This is a genomic window from Pseudomonas gozinkensis (assembly GCF_014863585.1).
Taxonomy (GTDB): Bacteria; Pseudomonadota; Gammaproteobacteria; order Pseudomonadales; family Pseudomonadaceae; genus Aquipseudomonas; species Aquipseudomonas gozinkensis.
Genome location: NZ_CP062253.1, coordinates 6,037,288 through 6,061,375 on the forward strand (window position 1 = coordinate 6,037,288; position 24,088 = coordinate 6,061,375).

Annotated in this window: 16 protein-coding genes; 12 read left to right on the forward strand and 4 right to left on the reverse strand. The window is 61.5% G+C overall.

What is annotated here, in order from left to right:
- Positions 1-77: 77 nt before the first annotated feature.
- Both gbdR and IHQ43_RS26980 read right to left on the reverse strand, forming a co-directional pair.
- A complete protein-coding gene (gbdR, locus tag IHQ43_RS26975) occupies positions 78-1,181 on the reverse strand; it encodes a choline metabolism transcriptional regulator GbdR (protein WP_007959756.1) in 1,104 nt (367 codons plus the stop codon).
- 556 nt (positions 1,182-1,737) lie between these two features.
- Positions 1,738-3,114: an L-serine ammonia-lyase gene (locus tag IHQ43_RS26980; protein ID WP_192562675.1), complete on the reverse strand. Its 1,377-nt coding sequence runs from the start codon at positions 3,112-3,114 to the stop codon at positions 1,738-1,740.
- Between the two features lie 434 nt (positions 3,115-3,548).
- Here IHQ43_RS26980 and IHQ43_RS26985 point away from each other — a divergent pair, with 434 nt between their 5' ends.
- From IHQ43_RS26985 to choV, 3 genes are all read left to right on the forward strand, one after another.
- Positions 3,549-4,496 carry a choline ABC transporter substrate-binding protein gene (locus IHQ43_RS26985; protein WP_192562676.1) on the forward strand — a complete coding sequence of 316 codons (948 nt, stop codon included), beginning with the start codon at positions 3,549-3,551 and terminating at the stop codon, positions 4,494-4,496.
- Between the two features lie 67 nt (positions 4,497-4,563).
- Entirely contained in the window at positions 4,564-5,409 is an 846-nt protein-coding gene (gene choW, locus IHQ43_RS26990; RefSeq protein ID WP_039767993.1) for a choline ABC transporter permease subunit, read from the forward strand.
- Entirely contained in the window at positions 5,406-6,584 is a 1,179-nt protein-coding gene (choV, locus tag IHQ43_RS26995; protein ID WP_102685742.1) for a choline ABC transporter ATP-binding protein, read from the forward strand. Before choW ends, choV begins: the two co-directional genes overlap by 4 nt.
- A 241-nt stretch (positions 6,585-6,825) precedes the next feature.
- Here choV and IHQ43_RS27000 read toward each other — a convergent pair whose 3' ends face one another.
- Positions 6,826-8,766, reverse strand: a complete 1,941-nt coding sequence (locus tag IHQ43_RS27000; RefSeq protein ID WP_223290698.1) for a BCCT family transporter — start codon at positions 8,764-8,766, stop codon at positions 6,826-6,828.
- 483 nt (positions 8,767-9,249) lie between these two features.
- Here IHQ43_RS27000 and betI point away from each other — a divergent pair, with 483 nt between their 5' ends.
- The 9 genes from betI to yccS all read left to right on the forward strand — a co-directional run bounded on the left by betI (position 9,250) and on the right by yccS (position 23,165).
- Positions 9,250-9,843 carry a transcriptional regulator BetI gene (betI, locus tag IHQ43_RS27005; protein WP_192562677.1) on the forward strand — a complete coding sequence of 198 codons (594 nt, stop codon included), beginning with the start codon at positions 9,250-9,252 and terminating at the stop codon, positions 9,841-9,843.
- A 108-nt stretch (positions 9,844-9,951) separates the two neighbouring features.
- Positions 9,952-11,424, forward strand: a complete 1,473-nt coding sequence (betB, locus tag IHQ43_RS27010) for a betaine-aldehyde dehydrogenase (RefSeq protein WP_192562678.1) — start codon at positions 9,952-9,954, stop codon at positions 11,422-11,424.
- A 182-nt stretch (positions 11,425-11,606) separates the two neighbouring features.
- Positions 11,607-13,310, forward strand: a complete 1,704-nt coding sequence (gene betA / locus IHQ43_RS27015) for a choline dehydrogenase (protein ID WP_192562679.1) — start codon at positions 11,607-11,609, stop codon at positions 13,308-13,310.
- A 283-nt stretch (positions 13,311-13,593) separates the two neighbouring features.
- A complete protein-coding gene (locus IHQ43_RS27020; protein ID WP_192562680.1) occupies positions 13,594-15,036 on the forward strand; it encodes a TldD/PmbA family protein in 1,443 nt (480 codons plus the stop codon).
- Positions 15,036-16,373 carry a TldD/PmbA family protein gene (locus IHQ43_RS27025; RefSeq protein WP_192562681.1) on the forward strand — a complete coding sequence of 446 codons (1,338 nt, stop codon included), beginning with the start codon at positions 15,036-15,038 and terminating at the stop codon, positions 16,371-16,373. Before IHQ43_RS27020 ends, IHQ43_RS27025 begins: the two co-directional genes overlap by 1 nt.
- Positions 16,374-16,519: 146 nt before the next feature.
- Complete coding sequence (mdtD, locus tag IHQ43_RS27030; protein WP_192562682.1) at positions 16,520-17,947, forward strand: multidrug transporter subunit MdtD; 1,428 nt, start codon at positions 16,520-16,522, stop codon at positions 17,945-17,947.
- Positions 17,948-18,004: 57 nt separating this feature from the next.
- The gene (gene dbpA, locus IHQ43_RS27035) at positions 18,005-19,390 is read left to right on the forward strand and encodes an ATP-dependent RNA helicase DbpA (protein WP_007959732.1); all 1,386 of its coding nucleotides are present in this window, start codon (positions 18,005-18,007) and stop codon (positions 19,388-19,390) included.
- A 157-nt stretch (positions 19,391-19,547) separates the two neighbouring features.
- Positions 19,548-20,726 (forward strand): BaiN/RdsA family NAD(P)/FAD-dependent oxidoreductase, encoded by a 1,179-nt coding sequence (locus IHQ43_RS27040; protein ID WP_192562683.1) that lies wholly within the window; start codon positions 19,548-19,550, stop codon positions 20,724-20,726.
- 255 nt (positions 20,727-20,981) lie between these two features.
- A complete protein-coding gene (gene yccS / locus IHQ43_RS27045) occupies positions 20,982-23,165 on the forward strand; it encodes a YccS family putative transporter (RefSeq protein WP_007959728.1) in 2,184 nt (727 codons plus the stop codon).
- Positions 23,166-23,311: 146 nt separating this feature from the next.
- Here yccS and IHQ43_RS27050 read toward each other — a convergent pair whose 3' ends face one another.
- Entirely contained in the window at positions 23,312-24,049 is a 738-nt protein-coding gene (locus IHQ43_RS27050) for a substrate-binding periplasmic protein (RefSeq protein ID WP_064380188.1), read from the reverse strand.
- Positions 24,050-24,088 lie beyond the last annotated feature (39 nt).

Sequence of the window (24,088 nt, forward strand, 5' to 3'; positions counted from 1 at the left end):
ATCCGGGCGAACACAACATTTGTGTACTGCACAGATCCTGTGGGAGCTGGCTTGCCAGCGATAAACGATGACCCGGTCTACAGCCTTACACTGGCAAAGGTCGACTCGTTGCGTGCCTGGCTCAGCGCCGACATCGGCCCGGACAACGGCGACATCACGATGGCCTGCGGCAGCGGCATCATCGCCACCTGCTGGGTGGTGTTGGAACCGACGCGTTCGTCACGCGGCGGAATGCCGAAGTATTCGCGGTAGCACTTGGAGAAGTGCGGTGTCGACACGAACCCGCAGACCGACGCCACTTCGATGATCGACATCGGCGTCTGCTTGAGCAGTTGCCGCGCACGAATCAGGCGCAACTTGAGGTAGTAGCGCGAAGGCGAGCAGTGCAGGTATTTCTGGAACAGCCGCTCGAGCTGGCGACGGGACACGGCGACGTACACCGCCAGTTCGTCGAGGTCGATCGGCTCCTCCAGGTTGGCCTCCATCAACGCGACGATTTCCTGCAGTTTCGGCTGGTTGGTGCCAAGCATGTGTTTGAGCGGCACACGCTGGTGATCCTGCTCGTTGCGGATGCGTTCGTAGACGAACATTTCCGAGATCGCGGCGGACAGTTCACGGCCGTGATCGCGGCTGATCAGGTGCAGCATCATGTCCAGCGGCGCGGTGCCGCCGGAACTGGTGAAACGGTTGCGGTCGAGGGTGAACAGACGGGTGCTCATCGCGACGCGCGGGAAAGCTTCCTGCATCGCTGCCAGACATTCCCAGTGCACGCTGCAATCGAAGCCGTCGAGCAGGCCGGCGCAGGCCAGGGCCCAACTGCCGGTGCACACGGCGCCGAGGCGACGCGACTGACGTGCCTGGCTTTGCAGCCACGAGACGTGTTCACGGGTAACGGTGCGCTGAATGCCGATCCCGCCGCACACGATGATCGTGTCGAGGGCCGGGGCTTTGTGCATGGAGGCGTCGGGGGTGATCTGCAGACCGTCACTGGCCCAGACCTGGCCGCCATCGACAGTGAGGGTGGTCCAGCGATACAGCTCGCGACCGGACAACTGGTTGGCCATGCGCAGCGGTTCGACTGCGGAAGCCAGGGAAATCAGCGTGAAATTGTCCAGCAGCAGAAAGCCGATGGATTGAGGCGCACGGTTCTGGGGTTGAGCCCCGGAGTTGAACGACGTCATCGCGGTATCTCCTCACACAAAGCGGGTGATGGCCTCAGGCGGAGGCTCTTGTTATTGCCATCGTTCTCTTGCGTGAGACGGGCTTTGTTATGACAGAGCAATTGCCATGCCTAAAATTGAATGGCTGTTCAATAACTCCTGAAAACGACGTCGCGACGCGTCTATACAAGCGCTCCGACGAAAGGTAATTCGAAGTGCAATCAGCGGTCGCGAATGCCCTGCTCCGACGGGTGTGAGCAAATCGGTAGCACTTGTGGGAACTGGCCTGCGCGCGATTGTCCTACAGTGTCACCGCAAGCACGGGTGACGGACGGTAGCGCCTGCGAATCCGGCGCTGGAGGTGGGAAAGACTCTTATCTGATAGCGACGCGCCAAAAGGTGGCGCGTTTTGATTCCGGTGTGCACTTAACGCGCAGTTTTGACTGGTCCGGCCTCATCGCTGGCAAGCCAGCTCCCACAGTTTGTTTGGTGTTGCTGCTATTTTGGTAACACCTCAAAACCCTGTGGGAGCTGCGGTGCGACGGTTCGACTTGCCAGCGATTGGGGCGACTCGGAATCAGCACTCCACCGCGCTGACCGCCAACCCGCCCCGCGATGTCTCTTTATATTTGTCATGCATGTCGGCGCCGGTATCGCGCATGGTGCGGATCACCCGGTCCAGCGAAATAAAGTGCTGACCGTCACCACGCAAGGCCATCTGCGCCGCGTTGATCGCCTTCACCGCCGCAATCGCGTTGCGCTCGATGCACGGCACTTGCACCAGGCCACCCACCGGATCGCAGGTCAGACCGAGGTTGTGTTCCAGGCCGATTTCCGCCGCGTTGCACAACTGCTCGGGACTCGCGCCGAGGATTTCAGCCAGCCCTGCGGCCGCCATCGCACAAGCCGAACCGACTTCACCCTGACACCCGACTTCAGCGCCGGAGATCGAAGCGTTCTTCTTGCACAGAATCCCCACCGCCGCCGCCCCCAGGAAGTAGTCGACCACGTTGGCGTCGGTCACCGCCTCGCTGAATTTCATGAAGTAGTGCAGCACCGCCGGAATGATCCCCGCCGCGCCGTTGGTGGGCGCCGTGACCATGCGCCCGCCGGCCGCGTTTTCCTCGTTCACCGCGAGGGCGAACAGGTTGACCCACTCCATCGCGCTGAGGGTCGAGCCAATCACATTGGGCTTGTTCAATTCCTGAAGACTGCGGTGCAACTTCGCCGCGCGGCGGCGCACGTTGAGGCCGCCGGGCAGGATGCCTTCGTGCTTGAGGCCCTGCTCGACGCAATCCTGCATCGCCCGCCAGAGTTTCAACAGGCCGGCGCGGATTTCCTCTTCGCTGCGCCAGACCTTCTCGTTGGCCATCATCAATTCGGCCACGCGCAGGTTGTGGGTCTTGCACAGTTCCAGCAGCTCCACCGCGCTGGAAAAATCGTAAGGCAACTCGGTGCGGTCCAGGTCCACCACGCCGCTGGAGGCCTGCGCCTCGTCCACCACAAAACCGCCGCCCACCGAATAGTAGGTGTCGCGATGCAGCTCGCCGTGATCGCCTTCGGCAACCAGGGTCATGGCGTTGGGATGGAACGGCAGGTTCTCGTCGATCAGGTGCATGTCGCGGCCCCATATAAAGGGCACCGACAAACGACCGTCGAGCAACAGCGTGTGGGTTTCACGCAGGGCCTGGATCCGCGGTCCGATCTGCGACGGATCGATCGCGTCTGGCCACTCGCCCATCAGGCCCATGATCACCGCGTTGTCGCTGCCGTGACCGACACCAGTGGCCGACAGCGAACCGAACAGCTGCACTTCGATGCGACGCACCTGCTCCAGCAGGTGTTTGTCGCGCAATGACTCGACAAAAAGCGCGGCGGCGCGCATGGGCCCGACGGTGTGGGAACTGGAGGGGCCAATGCCGATTTTGAACAGGTCGAAAACGCTGATAGCCATTGCTGCAGAGCTCCTGAGAGTGCCGGTCCGGGGCGTGAAGCGCCCGCTGGCGGAGCTGCTACGCTCAAGCTGCGATCCGCCGGAATGCCCGCATCATCGGGCTTTTCCCGGGTCGCTCGGCGTCTGACACCGACGCACTCATGCCCACTAACGCCGTGCCGGTTTCAGCCCGTGTTTTCGCCGTTTTTATGCGGTTCAGATGGCCAGACAGGGCAGAAAAAAGCTGTAAACGACGTCACTGACACTGGATGCGACCATCCCTGTACTGGATACGACGCACCCTGTAGGCGTCAGATTTTCACTGGTACATGATCGTATCGACTCGATTGCAAGGCGCTGCGGTAGAGCTGTCTCCAGAACGCCATCCAACCGCAACCCATAAGTGCGGTGGTCCAATCGGAACACTGCCAAAAAAAACACCAAGGAGTCCATTCATGAAAGGTTCCCCGTCGTTGTTGTTGGCCGCCATGCTGAGTCTGCCGTTACTGGCTCAAGCCGCAGAACCGGCGCAGTGCAGTACCGTTAACTTCTCCGATGTCGGCTGGACCGACATCACCGCAACAACCGCCACCACCTCCGTCGTGCTCAACGCCCTCGGTTACAAGACCAAGACCACCATGATTTCCGTACCCGTGACCTACAAGTCGCTGGCCGACGGCAAGAACATGGACGTGTTCCTCGGCAACTGGATGCCGACCATGGAAAACGACATCAAGGCCTACCGCGACGCCGGCACCGTGGAAACCGTGCGCACCAACCTCAAGGGTGCCAAGTACACCCTCGCGGTTCCCCAGGCCTTGTATGACAAGGGCCTGCACGACTTCGCCGACATCGCCAAATTCAAGAAGGAACTCGACGGCAAGATCTACGGGATCGAGCCGGGCAACGACGGCAACCGCCTGATCCAGAGCATGATCGACAAGGACGCCTTCGGCCTCAAGACCGCCGGCTTCAAGGTCGTCGAGTCCAGCGAAGCAGGCATGCTGTCGCAGGTTGACCGCGCGCAGAAACGCGACACCGCCGTGGTGTTCCTCGGCTGGGCGCCGCATCCGATGAACAAGCGCTTCAAGATTCAGTACCTGACCGGTGGTGACGATTTCTTCGGCCCGGATTTCGGCGCCGCCACCGTGGCGACCAACACCCGCAAGGGCTACGCCGAGGAATGCAGCAACGTTGGCCAACTGCTGAAAAACCTGGAGTTCACCGTCGACATGGAAAGCGAACTGATGGGCAACATCCTGGACGACAAGATGAAGCCTGACGCGGCCGCCAAGGCCTGGCTGAAAAAGAATCCACAGGTGCTCGATACCTGGCTCGCTGGCGTGACCACCATTGACGGTAAACCTGGCCTGGAGGCCGTGAAAGCCAAGATTGCCCAGTAATCGCTTATGCCGGGCGGGCTAGTCCCGTCCGGGCTGTTTATTTCCTTGCATGCGGACGTTCACTACCATGCTGATTGATCAGAAAATCCCTTTAGGCCAGTACATCGCGGGCTTCGTTGAATGGTTGACGCAACACGGCGCCAACACCTTCGACGCAATCGCCGTGACACTGGAAACGATGATCCACGGCGTGACGTTTGCGCTGACCTGGTTCAACCCGCTGGTGCTGATCGGCCTCATCGCCCTGCTGGCCCACTTCATTCAACGCAAATGGGGCCTGACCGCGTTCGTGGTCGCCTCCTTCCTGCTGATCCTCAACCTGGGGTACTGGCAGGAAACCATGGAAACCCTCGCCCAGGTCATGTTCGCGACTCTGGTCTGCGTGGTCATCGGCGTGCCGCTGGGCATCGTCGCCGCGCACAAACCGATGTTCTACACTTTGATGAGGCCGGTACTCGATCTGATGCAGACCGTACCGACCTTCGTTTACCTCATTCCTACCCTGACCCTCTTCGGGCTGGGTGTGGTGCCGGGCCTGATCTCGACGGTGGTGTTCGCCATCGCCGCGCCGATCCGCCTGACCTACCTGGGCATCCGCGATGTCCCGCAAGAACTGATGGACGCCGGCAAGGCCTTCGGCTGCTCGCGTCGCCAACTGCTTTCACGGATCGAACTGCCTCACGCCATGCCGAGCATCGCGGCCGGCATCACCCAGTGCATCATGCTGTCGCTGTCGATGGTGGTGATCGCGGCACTGGTGGGCGCCGACGGACTCGGCAAACCGGTGGTCAACGCACTGAACACTGCTGATATCGCCCTGGGCTTCGAAGCGGGCCTGGCGATCGTACTGCTGGCGATCATGCTCGACCGTATCTGCAAACAACCCGACGCCAAAGCAGGGGGTGACGCATGAGCATAATTCGCTTCGATAACGTTGACGTGATCTTCACCAGGGATCCGCGCGAAGCACTGAAACTTCTCGATCAAGGCCTGACCCGCAGCGAGATCCTGAAAAAGACCGGGCAGATCGTTGGCGTTGAAAAGGCCAGCCTGGACATCAACAAAGGCGAGATCTGTGTGCTGATGGGCCTGTCCGGCTCCGGCAAGTCGAGCCTGCTGCGCTGCATCAACGGCCTCAACACCGTGAGCCGCGGCAAGCTGTTCGTCGAACACGAAGGCAAGCAGATCGACATCGCGTCCTGCACCCCGGCCGAGCTGAAAATGATGCGCACCAAACGCATCGCCATGGTGTTCCAGAAGTTCGCCCTGATGCCTTGGCTCACGGTGCGCGAGAACATCAGTTTCGGTCTGGAAATGCAGGGTCGTCCGGAGAAGGAACGGCGCAAGCTGGTCGACGACAAACTCGAACTGGTGGGCCTGACCCAATGGCGCAACAAGAAGCCCGACGAGCTGTCCGGCGGCATGCAGCAGCGTGTCGGCCTGGCTCGCGCGCTGGCGATGGACGCCGACATTCTACTGATGGACGAACCGTTCTCGGCCCTCGACCCGCTGATCCGTCAGGGCCTGCAGGATGAACTGCTGGAACTGCAACGCAAGCTGAGCAAGACCATCGTGTTCGTCAGCCACGACCTCGATGAGGCGCTGAAACTCGGCAGCCGCATCGCGATCATGAAAGACGGCCGGATCATCCAGTACAGCGTGCCGGAAGAGATCGTGCTCAACCCGGCGGACGATTACGTGCGCACCTTCGTCGCCCACACCAACCCGCTGAACGTACTCTGCGGGCGCAGCCTGATGCGCACCCTCGACAACTGCAAACGCATCAACGGTTCGGTGTGCCTGGATCCGGGCGGCGATTCGTGGCTGGACCTGGCCGAAGGCAACACCATCAAGGGTGCACGGCAGAACGGTTCGGTGCTGAATCTGCAGAACTGGGCACCGGGGCAAGCCGTGGAAGGGCTGGAGCGCAAGCCGACGCTGGTGGACTCGAACATCGGCATGCGCGACGCGTTGCAGATCCGTTACCAGACCGGCAACAAACTGGTGCTGCACGACAACAATCATGTGGTGGGGATTCTCGGGGACAGCGAGCTGTATCACGCGCTGCTCGGGAAGAACCTGGGATAAAGAGAGCAGACACAAAAACGCCGCGAGAGGATCGCGGCGTGATCGTTCCCACGCTCTGCGTGGGAATGCAGCCCGGGACGCTCCGCGTCCCAAATCAAAAGCCGAACGCGGAGCGTCCGTTGAGGCATTCCCACGCAGACGGTTCGACGCCTCGACATGGGAACGATCAGGCACAAAAAAGGGGCTCAACTTGAGCCCCTTTGTATTCCCGCACAACGTGCAGGAAAGATCACTTCACAACTCAGCTATAGACACGGCCAAGGAGCTGCCGATGGCTTTCAAACTGATCGAGCACATCGCGCGTGATCTGATCCTGTGTGAAGCCCATCAGGTCGTAGTCCTGGCTGCCGTTGTGCAGGTACACCTCAGCGCGGTAGAAACGCTGGCGCGCTTCATCGGACTGGACCGACTCGCTCGGGGTCGCCAGATAGCCGTCCAGGCTCACTTCGTAGACAAAAGGGTTGCCCTCTTCCATCTCGACCCGCACGCCCATGCAGCGCTTGGATTTGCCCAGCAGCGTCTGTACTTCCAGACCCTGAGCACGCATTTGCGCAGCGGCATCTTCCAGCGCCGGGCTGACGTGTTTGTCCATGAAGCGCTGAACCACCGACTGGCTCGGTTGCAGATCCAGCTGGGTCAGGCGCTCGCTGAAACCACGACGACCGCGTTCAGCCAGTTGCGCCTGCTCCTGTTCGATCTGCATGTCCTGGCGCATCGCCTTGTGCAGGCCGAACATGAAGCACACCAGCACCACCGAGAACGGCAGACCGGCCAGCACCACCATGGTCTGCATGGCTTCGAAGTTACCGGCGAACAGCAGGCCGATGGTCACCAGGGTGATCACGACCGACCAGAAAATCCGCAGCCAGTGCGGGGCATCTTCGTCGACATTGCCGCCCTTGCAGGACAGGTTCGCCATCATCACCGCGCCGGAGTCGGCCGGGGTCAGGAACAGCACGAAACCAACGAAGATCGACACACCGATGACGACTTTCGACGCCGGGTAGTGTTCCAGCAACTGATAGATCGCCATCGACGGCTGTTCCAGCGCCGTCTTGCCGAGTTCCACCGCGCCCTGGTTCATCACCAGATCCAGCGCCGAGTTACCGAAGATCGACAGCCACGCCAGGGTGAAACCCAGCGGAATCAGCAGTACGCCAGCCACCAGTTCACGCACGGTACGACCACGGGAAATACGCGCGATGAACATGCCGACGAATGGGGCCCAGGAAATCCACCACGCCCAGTAGAACAGGGTCCACAGGCCCAGCCAGCGGTCGGACTTCTCGCTGTCGCCTTCATAGACGTACAGGTCGAAAGTCTTCAGCACCACGCCGTTGAGGTAGTCGCCGATGTTCTGCACGAAGCCGTTGAGCAGGTGCAGGGTCGGGCCGAACAGCAGGACGAAAATCAGCAGACCGCTGAACAGAATGATGTTGAGGTTGGACAGACGACGGATGCCGTTTTCCACGCCGGACACGGCAGCGATGGTCGCCACGGTGCTCATCACGATGATCACGATCAGCAGGTTGGTGTTGCTGTGTTCCATGCCGAACAGGTTTTCCAGGCCCGAGGACACTTGCAGCGAGCCGATCCCCAGGTTGGTCACCAGACCCAGCAGGGTCACGAACATGCCGAAACCGTCCACCGCATGACCGGCAGCGCCCTTGACCCAACGCTCGCCCACCAGCGGATACAGCGCCGAACGCAGTGCCAGCGGCTGGTTATGACGGTATGCGAAATAGGCCACGGCCAGACCGACCAGCGCGTAGATCGCCCAGCCGTGCAGGCCCCAGTGCAGGAAGGTCAGTTGAACAGCCTGACGTGCCGCCATGTTGGTAGCGGATGCACCTTCCGGTGGGTTGAAGTAATGATCCAGCGGTTCGGATGCGCCGAAGTACAGCAGCGAAATACCGATACCCGACGAGAACAGCATCCCCGCCCAGGCGCCGTAGCTGAAATCCGGGGTGTCGTCCTTGCTACCCAGTTTGAGTTTGCCGTAGGAGGAAAACGCCAGGCCCACCACGAAAACCAGGTAAGCGGCGATCACCACCATGTAGTACCAGCCGAAGCTGCGGGACAACCAGGCCTGAGCCACTCCCAGCATTCTGCCGGCCTCTTGCGGGGCGATGATCAGAATGGCGGTCAACAACAGAATCAGCGCGGTAGAGGTGTAGAACACCCAACCGTTGACCGTCACCTTCTCGGGCGGGGTCTTTATAAGCGAGGCAGAACTCATGGCACAAATGCTCCAGGCAGTGCGAGAGAAGAACACAAGGCAACACGGAACCCGACCAATCGGTTAGTTGGCAGCCGACCGGCGGGTGATATAAAGACACCCCGAAAAAAGCCCGAACCTGCAGAGATGGCACCGCGAATCGCCGTCGTGGCCGAGGCATGGACGTTCATCCGAAACCTGGCCTTGAGCGTCTTGCCCATTCAACACGTCCATCGAACGTCGAACCGCGCCTTGCCCCGCGCAGGTTTCGAGCATTTTCGGATGTCGGTTTTATCGCCACTTACACGTAGGAAAAATCTGTAGGCAGCGACGATTTGTCGCAGATCTTATTCTTTGTTGATTGAACGTTCAATCAAAACAAAATAGACTGGCCCTCAATCCGATAGGCGTCATTCGCCCGTCGGAAGGCCTAAGGAGATGTGCAAGATGCCCAAGGTCGGTATGCAACCCATCCGCCGCCAACAACTGATCGAAGCCACTTTGCAGGCGGTTGATCAGGTCGGAATGGGGGACGCCAGCATTGCGCTGATCGCCCGTTTGGCCGGTGTCTCGAATGGCATCATCAGTCACTATTTTCAGGACAAGAATGGCCTGATCGCCGCCACGATGCGGTATCTGATGACCGCCCTCAGCGAGAGCGTCACCGCGCGCCGTCAGGCGCTGGCAGACAGCAGCCCCCGGGCGCATCTGCAGGTGATCATCGAAGGCAACTTCGACGCCAGCCAGGTCAATGGCCCGGCAATGAAAACCTGGCTGGCCTTCTGGGCCACCAGCATGCACCAGCCGTCTTTGCACAGGTTGCAGCGGATCAACGATCACCGTCTGTATTCCAACCTGTGCTGCGAGTTCCGCCGTGTGTTGCCGCTCGAAGATGCGCGCAGCGCCGCCCGTGGACTGGCAGCTCTGATTGACGGTTTGTGGTTGCGCGGCGCGCTGTCGGGAGACGCTTTCGACACCGCGCAGGCGCAACAGATCGCTTACGAATACATGGATTTCCAATTGGCCAAGCAGGTGAGCTAGAGCACAGAAAAAACGCTCGGCCCCTGAACTGTCACCGACCAGCGATGCCACAGCTACATGGCTCACCCGGTGACCAACGCCAACCACTAATGCACTTGCGAGGACACTATGGCCCGTTTCGAACTGCAAAAACTCTACATCGATGGCGCGTACTCCGACGCCGGCAGCGATGCCACCTTCGAAGCCATCAACCCGGCTAACGGTGAAGTCCTCGCACACGTGCAACGTGCGACCAAGGAAGACGTCGAGCGCGCTGTGGTCAGCGCCGAAAAGGGCCAGAAAATCTGGGCCGCGATGACCGCCATGGAGCGTTCGCGCATCCTGCGTCGCGCCGTCGACATCCTGCGCGAGCGCAACGATGAACTGGCGGCCCTGGAAACCCTGGACACCGGTAAAGCCTTCTCCGAAACCAAGTACGTCGACATCGTCACCGGCGCCGACGTGCTGGAATACTACGCAGGCCTGGTACCCGCCATCGAAGGCGAGCAGATCCCGCTGCGTGACACCGCATTCGTCTACACCCGTCGCGAGCCGCTGGGCGTTGTCGCCGGTATCGGCGCGTGGAACTACCCGATCCAGATCGCCCTGTGGAAATCCGCTCCAGCCCTGGCGGCCGGTAATGCGATGATCTTCAAGCCAAGCGAAGTCACTTCGCTGACCACCCTGAAACTGGCCGAGATCTACACCGAAGCCGGCGTTCCGAATGGCGTGTTCAACGTCCTGACCGGCAGCGGCCGTGAAGTCGGCACCTGGCTGACCGAGCACCCGCGCATCGAGAAAATCTCCTTCACCGGCGGCACCGACACCGGCAAGAAGGTCATGGCCAGCGCTTCGGCTTCGTCGCTCAAAGACGTGACCATGGAACTGGGCGGCAAGTCCCCGCTGATCATCTGCGACGACGCCGACCTGGATCGCGCCGCCGACACCGCCATGATGGCCAACTTCTACAGCTCCGGTCAGGTCTGCACCAACGGCACTCGCGTGTTCGTGCCGAGCCACCTGAAAGCCGCTTTCGAAGCCAAGATCGTCGAGCGCGTTGCGCGCATCCGCGTTGGCAACCCGGAAGACGAAAACACCAACTTCGGCCCGCTGGTCAGCTTCCCGCACATGGAAAGCGTGCTGGGCTACATCGCCAAAGGTAAAGAAGAAGGCGCCCGCGTTCTGTGCGGCGGCGAACGTCTGACCGACGGCGAATTCGCCAAGGGCGCGTTCGTGGCTCCGACCGTGTTCACCGACTGCACCGACGACATGACCATCGTCCGTGAAGAAATCTTCGGCCCGGTGATGGCGATCCTGACCTACGAAACCGAAGAAGAAGTGATCCGCCGCGCCAACGACACCGACTTCGGCCTGGCCGCCGGTATCGTCACCCGCGACCTGAACCGCGCCCATCGCGTGATTCATCAACTGGAAGCCGGTATCTGCTGGATCAACGCCTGGGGCGAGTCCGACGCAAAAATGCCGGTTGGCGGTTACAAGCAGTCGGGCGTCGGCCGTGAGAACGGCATCAGCTCGCTGAACAACTTCACTCGCATCAAATCGGTACAGGTCGAGCTGGGCGATTACGTCTCGGTGTTCTAAGACCCGCGTCTTGTAGTGCCTGCGAGGGCCTCTTCGCGGGCAAGCCCGCTCCCACAGGTTTGTGTGTCGCCCATCAAATCTGTGGCAACTCCCGATCTTTGTGGGAGCTGGCTTGCCAGCGATTCGAGTGCACAGCACTCGCCGAGGCCCCGACCTGACCACATCTAAAGAGGGTGCATTCAATGTCCCAAGAATTCGATTACATCATCGTCGGTGCCGGCTCTGCCGGTAACACCCTGGCGACCCGTCTGACTGAAGACGAAGGCGTCACCGTTCTGCTGCTCGAAGCCGGCGGCCCGGACTACCGTTTGGACTTCCGTACACAGATGCCGGCTGCCCTGGCTTTCCCGCTGCAAGGCCGTCGCTACAACTGGGCGTACGAAACCGATCCAGAGCCACACATGGACGGTCGCCGCATGGAATGCGGTCGCGGCAAAGGCCTCGGCGGCTCCTCGCTGATCAACGGCATGTGCTACATCCGTGGCAACGCGATGGACTACGACGGCTGGGCAAAACTGCCAGGCCTGGAAGACTGGACCTACCTCGACTGCCTGCCGTACTTCCGCAAAGCGGAAACCCGCGACATCGGCCCGAACGACTACCACGGCGGCGAAGGCCCGGTCAGCGTGACCACGCCGAAGGCGGGCAACAACCCGCTGTTCCACGCCATGGTTGAAGCTGGCGTACAGGCCGGTTACCCGCGCACCGAAGACTTGAACGGCTACCAGCAGGAAGGTTTCGGCCCGATGGACCGCACCGTAACGCCGAATGGCCGTCGTGCTTCCACCGCGCGTGGTTACCTGGACGTGGCCAAGAAGCGCTCGACCCTGACCATCGTCACTCACGCCCTGACCGACAAAGTCTTGTTCGACGGCAAACGTGCCGTTGGCGTGCGTTACCTGGTCGGCGCTGCCGAAGAGCGCGTTGAAGCCCGCGCCCGCAAAGAAGTCATCGTCTGCTCCGGCGCGATCGCTTCGCCGCAACTGCTGCAACGCTCCGGCGTCGGCCCGGCAAAACTGCTGGAAAGCCTGGACATCCCGGTCGTTCACGATCTGCCGGGCGTCGGCGAAAACCTGCAGGATCACCTTGAGCTGTACCTGCAATACGCCTGCACCCAACCGGTCTCGCTGTACCCGTCGCTGCTCTGGTACAACCAGCCGGCCATCGGTGCCGAATGGCTGTTCAACGGCACCGGCATCGGCGCCAGCAACCAGTTCGAAGCCGGCGGTTTCATTCGTACTCGCGAAGAGTTCGAATGGCCGAACATCCAGTACCACTTCCTGCCGGTAGCGATTAACTACAACGGCAGCAACGGTGTGAAAGAACACGGTTTCCAGGCGCACATGGGTTCCATGCGTTCGCCGAGCCGCGGTCGCATCCAGGTCAAATCCAAGGATCCGCGCCAGCACCCGAGCATCCTGTTCAACTACATGGCCACCGAGCAGGACTGGCAGGAATTCCGCGACGGCATCCGCCTGACCCGTGAAATCATGCAACAGCCTGCACTGGACGCCTTCCGTGGCCGTGAAATCAGCCCGGGCATCGAAGTGCAAACCGATGAGCAGCTGGACAAGTTCATCCGCGAGCACGCCGAAACCGCGTTCCACCCGTCCTGCTCGTGCAAGATGGGCACCGACGACATGGCCGTAGTGGATGGCGAAGGCCGCGTGCATGGCATGCAGGGTCTGCGTGTGGTCGATGCTTCGATCATGCCGATCATCACCACCGGCAACCTGAACGCGCCGACGATCATGATGGCCGAGAAAATCGCCGACAAGATCCGTGGTCGTCAGCCATTGCCGCGCAGCAAGGCGCCGTATTACGTCGCTGGCGAAGCGCCGGTGAAAGGCAAGGCGCTGCGTGATGTGAGTGCTGTTGCTCAGTAAGTCGTAATACCGCGTCACGGCTAATCGCTGGCAAGCCAGCTCCCACAAGGTTTTGCGTCGTTCACAGATTCTGTAACCACCAAAAAACCTGTGGGAGCGGGCTTGCCCGCGATGAGGCCATGCAATTCACTGCAAATTCCCCTGCTTCACAGTAAATCTTCCTACACCCCCTCTTCACTTGATCCTACCCCCTCGCAGGCCTACTCTAGTCCTCGCCCAATCGTTTCACCCCCTCCCCGCCGAATCCGCTTCGCCGCTACTCCCATAACAAGGAGGTTCCCTGATGTTCGATTTCCACCCCCAGCTCAAGCAGCGCTTCGCTGCCTTGCGTACGGGCGCCGAGTTCTTTTCCTTGCGGTATGTCCGCGAGTCCGGCCAGTACCTGTCGGTGCGCAAGAATGTCGCCGAACCACCGAGCCTGAGCCGCGACGAAGGCGCGATGCTCACCGTTCGGGTCAACGGCGTCGAAGCCTACGCCGCGACCAATGACCTGTCGCAACAAGGCCTGCAAGCCGCCCTCGAGCGCGCCGAACAACAGGCCCGGCGGCTCAAGCCCCACGCCCTGCTCGACCTGAGCCAGCAGCCGGTTTCGAGCGACCGCGCCGACTACTTTTCACCCAATCTGGAACAACCCTTCCCGTCCCTGAGCGAATGCTTCGAGCTGCTCGGCGCGGAATCCGCCTCGGTGCCAAAGGATGAGCGCCTGGTGAATTGGGAAGTGAGCATCGGCATCACCCACGTCGAACAGATCTACCTGAGCAGCGCCGGGGCCGAATTGCGCCAGGCCCAGCGCTTCGTATACCCGGGCCTGGACGTCACCGCCTACGACGGCAACGACAGCCAGACCCGCAGCCTCGGCCGCGAGAACTTCGGCCAGCAGGGCGGCGCCGACGTGATCAGCCGTTGCGGTCTGATCGGCGCCGGCCCGCAAGTTGCCGATCAGGCGCTGCAATTGCTGCTCGCGCCGAACACCCCGCAAGGCCCGCGCGACCTGCTGCTGATGCCTGACCAGATGATGCTGCAGATCCACGAATCCATCGGCCACCCGCTGGAGCTCGACCGGATTCTCGGTGACGAGCGCAACTACGCCGGCACCAGTTTCGTCAAAGCCTCGGATTTCGGCAGCCTGCAATACGGCTCGAAACTGCTCAACGTGACGTTCGATCCGGGCATCCCGGAAGAACTCGCGAGCTACGGCCATGACGACGACGGCACAGCCGCCAGCAAACAATTCCTGATTCGCGAAGGCCTGTTGGTACGGCCGTTGGGCGGTGCCTTGTCGCAGTTCCGCGCGGGTCTGGACGGCGTCGCCAACAGCCGCGCCTGCGGCTGGAACCGCCCACCGATCGACCGCATGGCCAACCTCAACATCGAGCCGGGCGACCAGCCGCTGGAGCAACTGATCGGCGGTATCGAAAACGGCATCCTGATGAGCACCAACCGCTCATGGTCGATCGACGATGCACGCAACAAATTCCAGTTCGGCTGCGAATGGGGCCAGTTGATCGAAAACGGCGAACTCAAGGGCGTGGTGAAAAACCCGAACTACCGGGGCATTTCCGCGCACTTCTGGAAGAGCCTGCGCGCCGTCGGCAACGCCGGCACCACCCAGGTGCTGGGCACGCCGAACTGCGGCAAGGGCGAACCGAACCAGGTGATCCGCGTCGGCCATGCGTCGCCGGCCTGCGTGTTCAGCAATGTTGATGTGTTTGGGGGAGACGCCTGATGAGTATTTCCAAGAACCCGTCCGAGGCGTTCAAGGTGCTGGTCAACTGGCTGCGCGATGCCGTGCGCGAGCCGGAACAGTTCACCCTGAGTTACGACGCCGAATCCTCGGCCTTCGTCCGTTTCAACCACGCCAAGGTGCGTCAGGCCGGGCAAGTGCAACAAGCCGGTATCGGCCTGAAACTGATCGACGACGGCCGCCATGCCGACCTGCACATCACTCTGTCCGGTGAGCAGACCACCGACCTGCAACGCCTCGCCGAAGGCTTGCAGCAATTGCGCGAAACCCTGCCGCTGCTGCCGCAGGATCCGTACCTGCTGCTCAACCACAATGGCTGGCAGAGCAAGAACGTGCAGGAGCATCCGTTGCCAGATACCGAGCAGGTGGTGGCGGAAATCGCTAAGGCTGCCGAAGGTCTGGATCTGGTCGGCTTCTACGCTGCAGGTCCCATCAGCCGTGGCTTCGCCAGTTCTTCCGGCGCATTCGGCTGGCATCAGGCCAACAGTTTCAACTTCGACTTCAGCCTGTTCCACGAGAACGGCGAAGCGGTGAAGGCCAGCTACGCCGGACATGACTGGAACAGCGAAGACTTCGCCAGACGCATCCAGCAGGCTCGCGAACAGCTCGAGTTTCTCGGTCGCCCGCTGCGTACCTTGCCGCCAGGCCAATACCGCGCCTATCTGGCGCCCGCAGCCCTGGAAGAAATCATGGGCATGCTGTGCTGGGGCGGTTTCTCGGCGCAGTCGATCGCCAGCAAGAGCAGCCCGTTGCAGAAACTGTATGCCGGCGATCAGGCATTCAGCCCGCTGGTGTCTCTCGACGAAAAGGTCAGCGATTCGCTGAGCCCGGCGTTTTCCGGTGAAGGTTACCCGCGCAGCGATCTGCGGTTGATCATCGAAGGCAAAGCGGGTGATCAGTTGGTGGGTTCGCGCAGTGCCGCCGAATACGGTCTGACAGCCAACGGAGCCGGCGGTGGCGAATCGCCGAGCGCGCTGAACATGGGCGCAGGCGATCTGCCGCAGGCCGAAATCCTCAAGCAGTTGGGCACCGGGTTGTACATCAGCAACCTGTGGTACCTGAACTTCTCCGATCAACCGGCGGCGCGCCTGACCGGCATGACCCGGTTTGCCACGTTCTGGGTCGAGAATGGCGAGATTCAGGCGCCGGTCAGCACCATGCGTTTCGACGACAGCGCCTACAGCCTGCTGGGTTCGCAGCTGGAAGCGTTGACTGCCGAGCGCGAGTTGCTGCTGTCGGCGAGCACCTACAGCCAGCGCAATACTTCGTCGGCGCTGTTGCCGGGGGCGCTGGTGAGCCGATTGACCCTGACCCTGTGACACCCTGTGGGAGCGAGCTTGCTCGCGAAGAGGGCATTTCATTCAACATTGATGTCGACTGATTTACCGCTTTCGCGAGCAAGCTCGCTCCCACATTGACCGAGCTCGACCATGGATATGCACTAACCCCAATCACCAGAGGTTCCATGCCCAACCGCCCGCCTCTCGACGCCATCACCGCCCGCTGGTTGCCGTGGGTCGTCGCCATCGCTTTCTTCATGCAGTCCCTCGACGGGACCATCCTCAACACCGCCCTGCCTGCCATGGCTCGGGATCTGGCCGAAGACCCATTGCGCATGCAGGGCGTGATCATCGCCTACATGCTCACCGTGGCCCTGCTGATTCCGGCCTCGGGCTGGATCGCCGACCGCTTCGGCACCAAGAAAATCTTCTTCGGCGCGATCCTGCTGTTCAGCCTCGGCTCGCTGCTCTGCGCCTTGTCGAGCAGCCTGAGCATGCTGATCGGTGCGCGAGTGATTCAGGGCCTCGGCGGTGCGCTGATGCTGCCGGTCGGGCGCCTGGTGGTGCTGCGCGCCTACCCGCGTTCGGAACTGGTGCGGATCATGGGTTTCATCACCATTCCCGGCCTGCTCGGCCCGCTGATCGGTCCGACCATGGGCGGCTGGATGGTGGAATACCTGACGTGGCACTGGATCTTCCTGATCAACCTGCCGGTCGGCGTCATCGGTTGCTACGCGGTGTGGAAATTCATCCCCGACCTGCGCGGCACCGAGCGCACGCGCTTCGATAGCCTGGGCTTCCTGCTGTTCGGCGCGGCGATGGTGCTGATCACCATCGCCATGGAAGGCCTCGGCGAACTGCACCTGCCACACCTGCGGGTGATGCTGCTGCTGTTCGGTGGCATGGCGTGTCTGGCGGCATACTGGTTGCGCGCCGGGCACATTGAAAACCCGCTGTTCGCACCGTCGCTGTTCAAGACCCGCACCTTCGCGGTCGGCATTCTCGGCAACCTGTTCGCGCGCCTGGGCAGCGGCGCCCTGCCGTTTCTGGTGCCGTTGTTGCTGCAAGTGGCACTGGGTTACTCGCCGTCCCAGGCCGGTATGAGCATGCTGCCGCTGGCCGCTGCCGCGATGGTCGCCAAGTGGGGCGCGCGGCCGCTGATCGAACGCCTGGGCTATCGCATTGTGCTGACCGGCAACACGCTGCTTCTGGGGATCATGCTGGCAAGCATGGGCCTGGTCAGCGAGCAGACGCCGTACTGGCTGCTGCTGTGCCTGCTGGCGATTCTCGGGGCGATCAACTCGCTGCAATTCACTGCGATGAACACCGTGACCCTGATCGACCTCGACGACGCCAGCGCCAGCAGCGGCAACAGTTTGCTGTCGGTGGTGGCGCAGTTGTCGCTGAGCCTCGGCGTGGCGTGCGCCGGTGCGTTGCTTGGCGGCTTTACAGCGGAAGTCGGCAACGACGGCGTTGAGACCGTGTTGGGCGCGTTTCAGCTCACGTTCGTGACTGTTGGGATCATGGCGATGCTCGCTGCGACGATATTTTCGCAGCTCTCGAAGAATGACGGGCGGCGTGTCAGGCGTCCGGAAGAACACATCGAGTCTTAGGGCTATTGGCCACCGGGCTGGTACACTGCGCGACATTTTGTTTTGCAGGCCAGTCCCGTGACCACCATCGCCACCGCTTTTAATACTTTGCCGCTGTCCGCCGCCATGCTGGCTAACCTCGACTCCCTCGGTTATGCCCAGATGACGCCGATCCAGGCGCAGAGCTTGCCGGTGATCCTCAAGGGGATGGACCTGATCGCCCAGGCCAAGACCGGCAGCGGCAAGACCGCCGCGTTCGGTATCGGCCTGCTGAACCCGATCAATCCGCGCTACTTCGGTTGCCAGGCGCTGGTGATTTGCCCGACCCGCGAGCTGGCCGACCAGGTTGCCAAGGAAATCCGTCGTCTGGCCCGTGCCGAAGACAACATCAAGGTGCTGACCCTGTGCGGCGGCGTGTCCTTCGGCCCGCAGATCGGCTCGCTGGAGCACGGCGCGCACATCATCGTCGGCACTCCGGGCCGCATCCAGCAGCACCTGCGCAAGGGTTCGCTGGTCCTCGACGGCCTCAACACACTGATCCTCGACGAAGCCGACCGCATGCTCGACATGGGTTTCTACGACGCCATCGAAGACATCATCGAGCAGACCCCGGCCCGTCGTCAGACCCTGCTGTTCTCGGCGACCTACCCGGTGGGCATCAAGCAACTGGCGTCGAAGTTCATGCGCGATCCGCAAACGGTGAAAGCCGAAGCGTTCCACGACGACACCCAGATCGAACAGCGCTTCTACGAGATCTCCCCGGAAGAGCGCATGAGCGCGGTGACCAAGGTCCTGCACCACTTCCGTCCGGCCTCCACCGTGGCGTTCTGCTTCACCAAGCAGCAAGTGCAGGAAACCGTCGATCACCTGACTTCCAAGGGCATTTCCGCCGTCGGCCTGCACGGCGATCTGGAGCAGCGTGACCGCGATCAGGTGCTGGCGATGTTCGCCAACCGCAGTACTTCGGTACTGGTTGCCACCGACGTTGCCGCCCGTGGTCTGGACATCGATGCCCTGGACATGGTGATCAACGTCGAACTGGCCCGCGACTCGGAAATCCACATTCACCGCGTCGGCCGTACCGGTCGTGCCGGCGAAAAAGGCATCGCGGTCAGCCTGGTGGCGCCGTCCGAAGCGCACCGCGCGCAAGCCATCGAACAATTGCAGAAAACCCCGCTGAACTGGGATCAGGTGGACAACCTGAAATCCCAGGGCGGTGCCCCGCTGCAACCGCCGATGAGCACGCTGTGCATCGCTGGCGGGCGCAAGGACAAAGTACGTCCGGGCGACATTCTTGGCGCATTGACCGGTGAAGCCGGCATTCCGGGCGCGCAGGTCGGCAAGATCGCGATCTTCGACTTCCAGTCCTATGTGGCCGTTGAACGCACCGTGGTCATGCAGGCGCTGCAGCGTTTGAACAACGGCAAGATCAAGGGCCGTTCGCTGCGCGTACGCGTTTTGTAAGCGGTCTTCCATCCGAGGAGGATCCCCTGTGGGAGCGGGCTTGCCCGCGATTGCAATCTGTCAGTTGATATATTTGTGACTGACACACTGCAATCGCGAGCAAGCTCGCTCCCACATTGGTTTCCGGTGAATTTGAATTTTGTGTGAGGACACCGTTTTGCGCTCTACCGAAGTCGTGATCATTGGCGCTGGCGCCGCAGGGTTGATGTGTGCACTGACCGCCGCCGGGCGCGGGCGTCAGGTGTTGTTGCTCGACCACGCGAACAAGGCCGGCAAGAAAATCCTGATGTCCGGCGGTGGGCGCTGCAACTTCACCAACATGTACACCGAACCGAGCAATTTTCTCTCGCAGAATGCGCACTTCTGCAAATCCGCGCTGGCCCGCTACACCCAGTGGGATTTCATCGGCATGGTCGCCAAGCACGGCGTGCCGTACCACGAGAAAAAACTCGGCCAACTGTTCTGCGATAACAAATCCAGCGACATCCTCGGCATGCTGCTGGACGAATGCGATCAGGTCGGCGTCAACCTGCATCTAGACACCTCGATCCAGACCATCGAGAAAGTCGAAGGCGGTTACCTGCTCGACACCACCCTCGGCCAGATCCAGTGCCAGTCGCTGGTGATCGCCACCGGCGGCCTGTCGATCCCGACACTGGGCGCGACCGGTTTCGGCTACCAGGTCGCCAAGCAATTCGGCCACGACCTGCTGCCCACCCGCGCCGGTCTGGTGCCGTTCACCATCACCGATCAGCTCAAGGATTTGTGCACCGAACTGTCCGGCACCTCGGTGGATTGCCTGGTGAGCTGCAACGACCAGAGTTTTCGCGAGAACATCCTGTTCACTCACCGTGGTCTGAGCGGGCCGGCGATTCTGCAGATTTCCTCATTCTGGGAGCCGGGCGACACGGTCGAGATCAACCTGCTGCCCGATCACGACGCCGCGAGCTGGCTGCAACAGCAAACCGCCGAGCGTCCGAACAGCGAACTGAAAACACTGCTCGGCGAAATCTTCACCAAGAAGATGGCCAACCTGCTGGCGGACAACTGGTTCGTCTCCAAACCGATGAAGCAGTACACCCACGCTGAACTGGCGGAGATCGCCGAGAAGCTCGGCAGCTGGAAAGTCGTCCCGGCCGGCACCGAAGGCTACCGCACCGCCGAAGTCACCCTCGGCGGCGTCGACACCCGCGAAGTCTCGTCCAAGACCATGGAATCGCTGAAAAGCCCGGGCCTCTACTTCGTTGGTGAAGTGCTGGATGTCACCGGGCATCTGGGCGGATTCAACTTCCAGTGGGCCTGGGCCTCTGGCTACGCAGCCGCCCAATACGTCTGACCCAAAGCCCTATACAAAACCCTGTGGGAGCTGGCTTGCCAGCGATGAGGCCGGCAGATCCAACATCATTGTTGACTGTCAGACCGCTATCGCTGGCAAGCCAGCTCCCACAGGTTTGAGTGCAAGATTCAAAATTTGAAGTCGGCGCAAGAACCCAAAGGAACACTTTTTGCTGTCAGATGTGATCGGCGCCATTGCGTCGGCGTCATTACTGGCTCAATTTAGCGGCATCGCCTCGGAAGGCCTTCGCACTTCATGTCCTCGACCTCGTTTCGTCAGTCTTTGCGGCGCCTGTGGGCGCTGGATAAATTCAGCTACAGCGTGCGGGTGTTCATCGCCCTGACCGGCAGCATGGCGCTGTGCTGGTATCAGGATGAAATGGGGCTGCTGATCCCGTTGTTCCTCGGGATCATCGCCAGCGCCCTGGCCGAGACCGACGACAGTTGGCAGGGCCGCCTCAATGCACTGGCGGTGACGCTGGTGTGTTTCAGCGTCGCGGCGCTGTCGGTGGAATTGCTCTTCCCCTACCCCATCGTGTTCGTCATCGCTTTGGCACTGGCCAGTTTCGGCCTGACCATGCTCGGTGCGCTCGGCGAACGGTATGGCGCGATTGCCTCGGCGACGCTGATCCTTTCCGTCTACACCATGATCGGCGTGGATCAGCGCGGTGGCGCGGTCACGGACTTCTGGCATGAGCCGATGCTGCTGGTGGCCGGTGCCGCGTGGTACGGCCTGCTGTCGGTGCTGTGGCAGGCGATGTTTTCCAATCAGCCGGTGCAGCAGAGTCTGGCGCGGCTGTTCCGCGAACTGGGCTATTACCTGAAGCTGAAATCGTCGCTGTTCGAGCCGATCCGTCAGATGGACGTCGAAGCACGGCGACTGGAACTGGCCCAGCAGAACGGCCGGGTGGTAGCAGCCCTGAACAGCGCCAAGGAAATCATCCTGCACCGGGTCGGCAACGGTCGTCCCGGCTCGAAAGTCAGCCGTTACCTGAAGCTGTACTTCCTGGCGCAAGACATTCACGAACGCGCCAGCTCTTCGCACTATCCCTATAACGCCCTGGCCGATGCGTTTTTCCACAGCGACGTGCTGTTCCGCTGCCAGCGCCTGCTGCGCCAGCAAGGCAAGGCCTGTCGGGCGCTGGCCGAATCGATCCAGATGCGCCAGCCGTTCATCTACGACGCGAGTTTCGCCGAAGCCCTGAGCGACCTGCACGCCTCCCTCGAACACCTGCGCATCCAGAGCAACCCGGCCTGGCGCGGACTGCTCCGTTCACTGCGCGCACTGGCAGCCAACCTCGGCACCCTCGACCGTTTGCTCAGCGACGCCAGCAACCCCGACGCCCTGGCGGATGCCACCGACAGCAGTCTGCTCGACCGCTCGCCGCGCAACTTCAAGGACGTGTGGATTCGCCTGCGCACGCAGCTCACGCCGACTTCGCTGCTATTCCGTCACGCCCTGCGCTTGCCGCTGGCGTTGAGCATCGGCTACGGCATGGTGCATCTGATTCACCCGTCGCAAGGCTACTGGATCATCCTCACCACACTGTTCGTCTGCCAGCCGAACTACGGCGCGACCCGGCGCAAACTCGGCCAGCGGATTTTCGGCACGGCAATCGGCCTGACGATTGCCTGGGCGCTGTTCGATCTGTTCCCGAATCCGCTGGTGCAGTCGTGCTTCGCCATCGCCGCCGGCGTGGTGTTCTTTACCAACCGCACCACCCGCTACACCGTGGCGACCGCCGCGATCACGATCATGGTGCTGTTCTGCTTCAACCAGGTCGGCGATGGTTATGGTCTGTTTGTGCCGAGGTTGTTCGATACGTTGCTCGGCAGCCTCATCGCCGGGCTTGCGGTGTTCCTGTTCCTGCCGGACTGGCAGGGCCGACGCCTGAACAAAGTGCTGGCCAACACCCTCACCTGCAACAGCATCTACCTGCGCCAGATCATGCAGCAATACGCCGCCGGCAAGAGCGACGACCTCGCCTATCGCCTGGCCCGACGCAACGCGCACAACGCTGACGCGGCACTCTCCACAACGCTGGCGAACATGCTGATGGAGCCGGGGCATTTCCGGAAGGAAGCCGACGTCGGTTTCCGCTTCCTGGTGCTGTCGCACACCTTGCTCAGCTATCTGTCAGGCCTCGGCGCACACCGGGAAACCCAGCTGCCGGCCGAGGTGCGCGAACACTTGATCGACGGCGCCGGCGTGAGTCTGGCGGCGAGCATCGATGAAATTGCCCAAGGTCTGGCAAGCAAACAGCCGATTGCGATTCAGAGCGATGAGGAAGAGGCGCTGGCCAATGAGCTGGAGCAGATGCCGGACGAAATCGACGAAGGCCAGCGGCTGGTGCAGACGCAACTGGCGCTGATCTGCCGCCAGCTAGGGCCGTTGCGCACGCTGGCGGCGCATCTGATCAAGGACACAGCCGAAGACTGAGTTGGCTGGACAGGCCTCTTCGCTGGCAAGCCAGCTCCCACAGGTACAGCGGCAGTTCACATAATTTGTGTACCACACCGACACTGTGGGAGCTGGCTTGCCAGCGATGAGGCAATCAATCACACCGCAAATTCTGGATCAGCCCCTCACATGCCATGCTGCCTGAGCAACTTGTCATAGCTGCCATCGGCCTTCATCGATGCAATCGCCTTGTCGAACCCCGCCACGATCTGTTCGTGCTGCGGGTTCTTCAGGCTGACCAGAATATGCAGGCTGTTCTCGCTCAACGGCTTGGGCAGAAACTCCACCGCGTTGCGCACTTTCGGTGATTCCCGGGCCAGGTAATAGCGGGCGACGTATTCGTCTTCCAGGGTCAGCTTGACCCGGTCCGCCGCGAGCATGCGCACGGCCATGGCGAAGTTATGCACAGGGACTTTCTGCAAGGCGGTATCGGCGTCGAACGGCGCCGAATAGGCGTAGCCGCGCACAACCGCAATCGGATAGGTGTGCAGTTCCTGCAGGTTGTTGTATTCGATGGGCGCGTCTTTGCGCTTGAGGAAGCGCACGCGATTGAGCAGGTACTCGGCAGAAAACTGCCCCAGCTTCGTGCGCTCGTCGTTGTACCAAGCGTTGACCAGCACGTCGTAACGTCCTTCGCCAACCCCCATCAACGCCCGCGCCCATGGCACCTGCTCGTAACCGCTGGCATAACCGGCACGGGCCAGGGCCGTGCTGACGATGTCGGTCGCCAGCCCACCGTTGACCAGCGTGTCATCGGTAAAGGGCGGCCAGACGTCGAACACCAGACGCAATTTCTCCGCTGCAGCGCTTTGACCCAGCAACAGCAATCCGATCAAAGCAAAGGCTCGATGCAATCGCGGCATGCTTGAAAATCCTTAGCGGGCGGGCCGCCCGGCGTGTTT

What these genes read in the sequence shown, in the direction of transcription:
- gbdR (WP_007959756.1), bottom strand. Translation starts at nt 1,181, where the DNA reads ATGACGTCGTTCAACTCCGGGGCTCAACCCCAGAACCGTGCGCCTCAA.
- IHQ43_RS26980 (WP_192562675.1), bottom strand. Translation starts at nt 3,114, where the DNA reads ATGGCTATCAGCGTTTTCGACCTGTTCAAAATCGGCATTGGCCCCTCC.
- IHQ43_RS26985 (WP_192562676.1), top strand. Translation starts at nt 3,549, where the DNA reads ATGAAAGGTTCCCCGTCGTTGTTGTTGGCCGCCATGCTGAGTCTGCCG.
- choW (WP_039767993.1), top strand. Translation starts at nt 4,564, where the DNA reads ATGCTGATTGATCAGAAAATCCCTTTAGGCCAGTACATCGCGGGCTTC.
- choV (WP_102685742.1), top strand. Translation starts at nt 5,406, where the DNA reads ATGAGCATAATTCGCTTCGATAACGTTGACGTGATCTTCACCAGGGAT.
- betI (WP_192562677.1), top strand. Translation starts at nt 9,250, where the DNA reads ATGCCCAAGGTCGGTATGCAACCCATCCGCCGCCAACAACTGATCGAA.
- betB (WP_192562678.1), top strand. Translation starts at nt 9,952, where the DNA reads ATGGCCCGTTTCGAACTGCAAAAACTCTACATCGATGGCGCGTACTCC.
- betA (WP_192562679.1), top strand. Translation starts at nt 11,607, where the DNA reads ATGTCCCAAGAATTCGATTACATCATCGTCGGTGCCGGCTCTGCCGGT.
- IHQ43_RS27020 (WP_192562680.1), top strand. Translation starts at nt 13,594, where the DNA reads ATGTTCGATTTCCACCCCCAGCTCAAGCAGCGCTTCGCTGCCTTGCGT.
- IHQ43_RS27025 (WP_192562681.1), top strand. Translation starts at nt 15,036, where the DNA reads ATGAGTATTTCCAAGAACCCGTCCGAGGCGTTCAAGGTGCTGGTCAAC.
- mdtD (WP_192562682.1), top strand. Translation starts at nt 16,520, where the DNA reads ATGCCCAACCGCCCGCCTCTCGACGCCATCACCGCCCGCTGGTTGCCG.
- yccS (WP_007959728.1), top strand. Translation starts at nt 20,982, where the DNA reads ATGTCCTCGACCTCGTTTCGTCAGTCTTTGCGGCGCCTGTGGGCGCTG.
- IHQ43_RS27050 (WP_064380188.1), bottom strand. Translation starts at nt 24,049, where the DNA reads ATGCCGCGATTGCATCGAGCCTTTGCTTTGATCGGATTGCTGTTGCTG.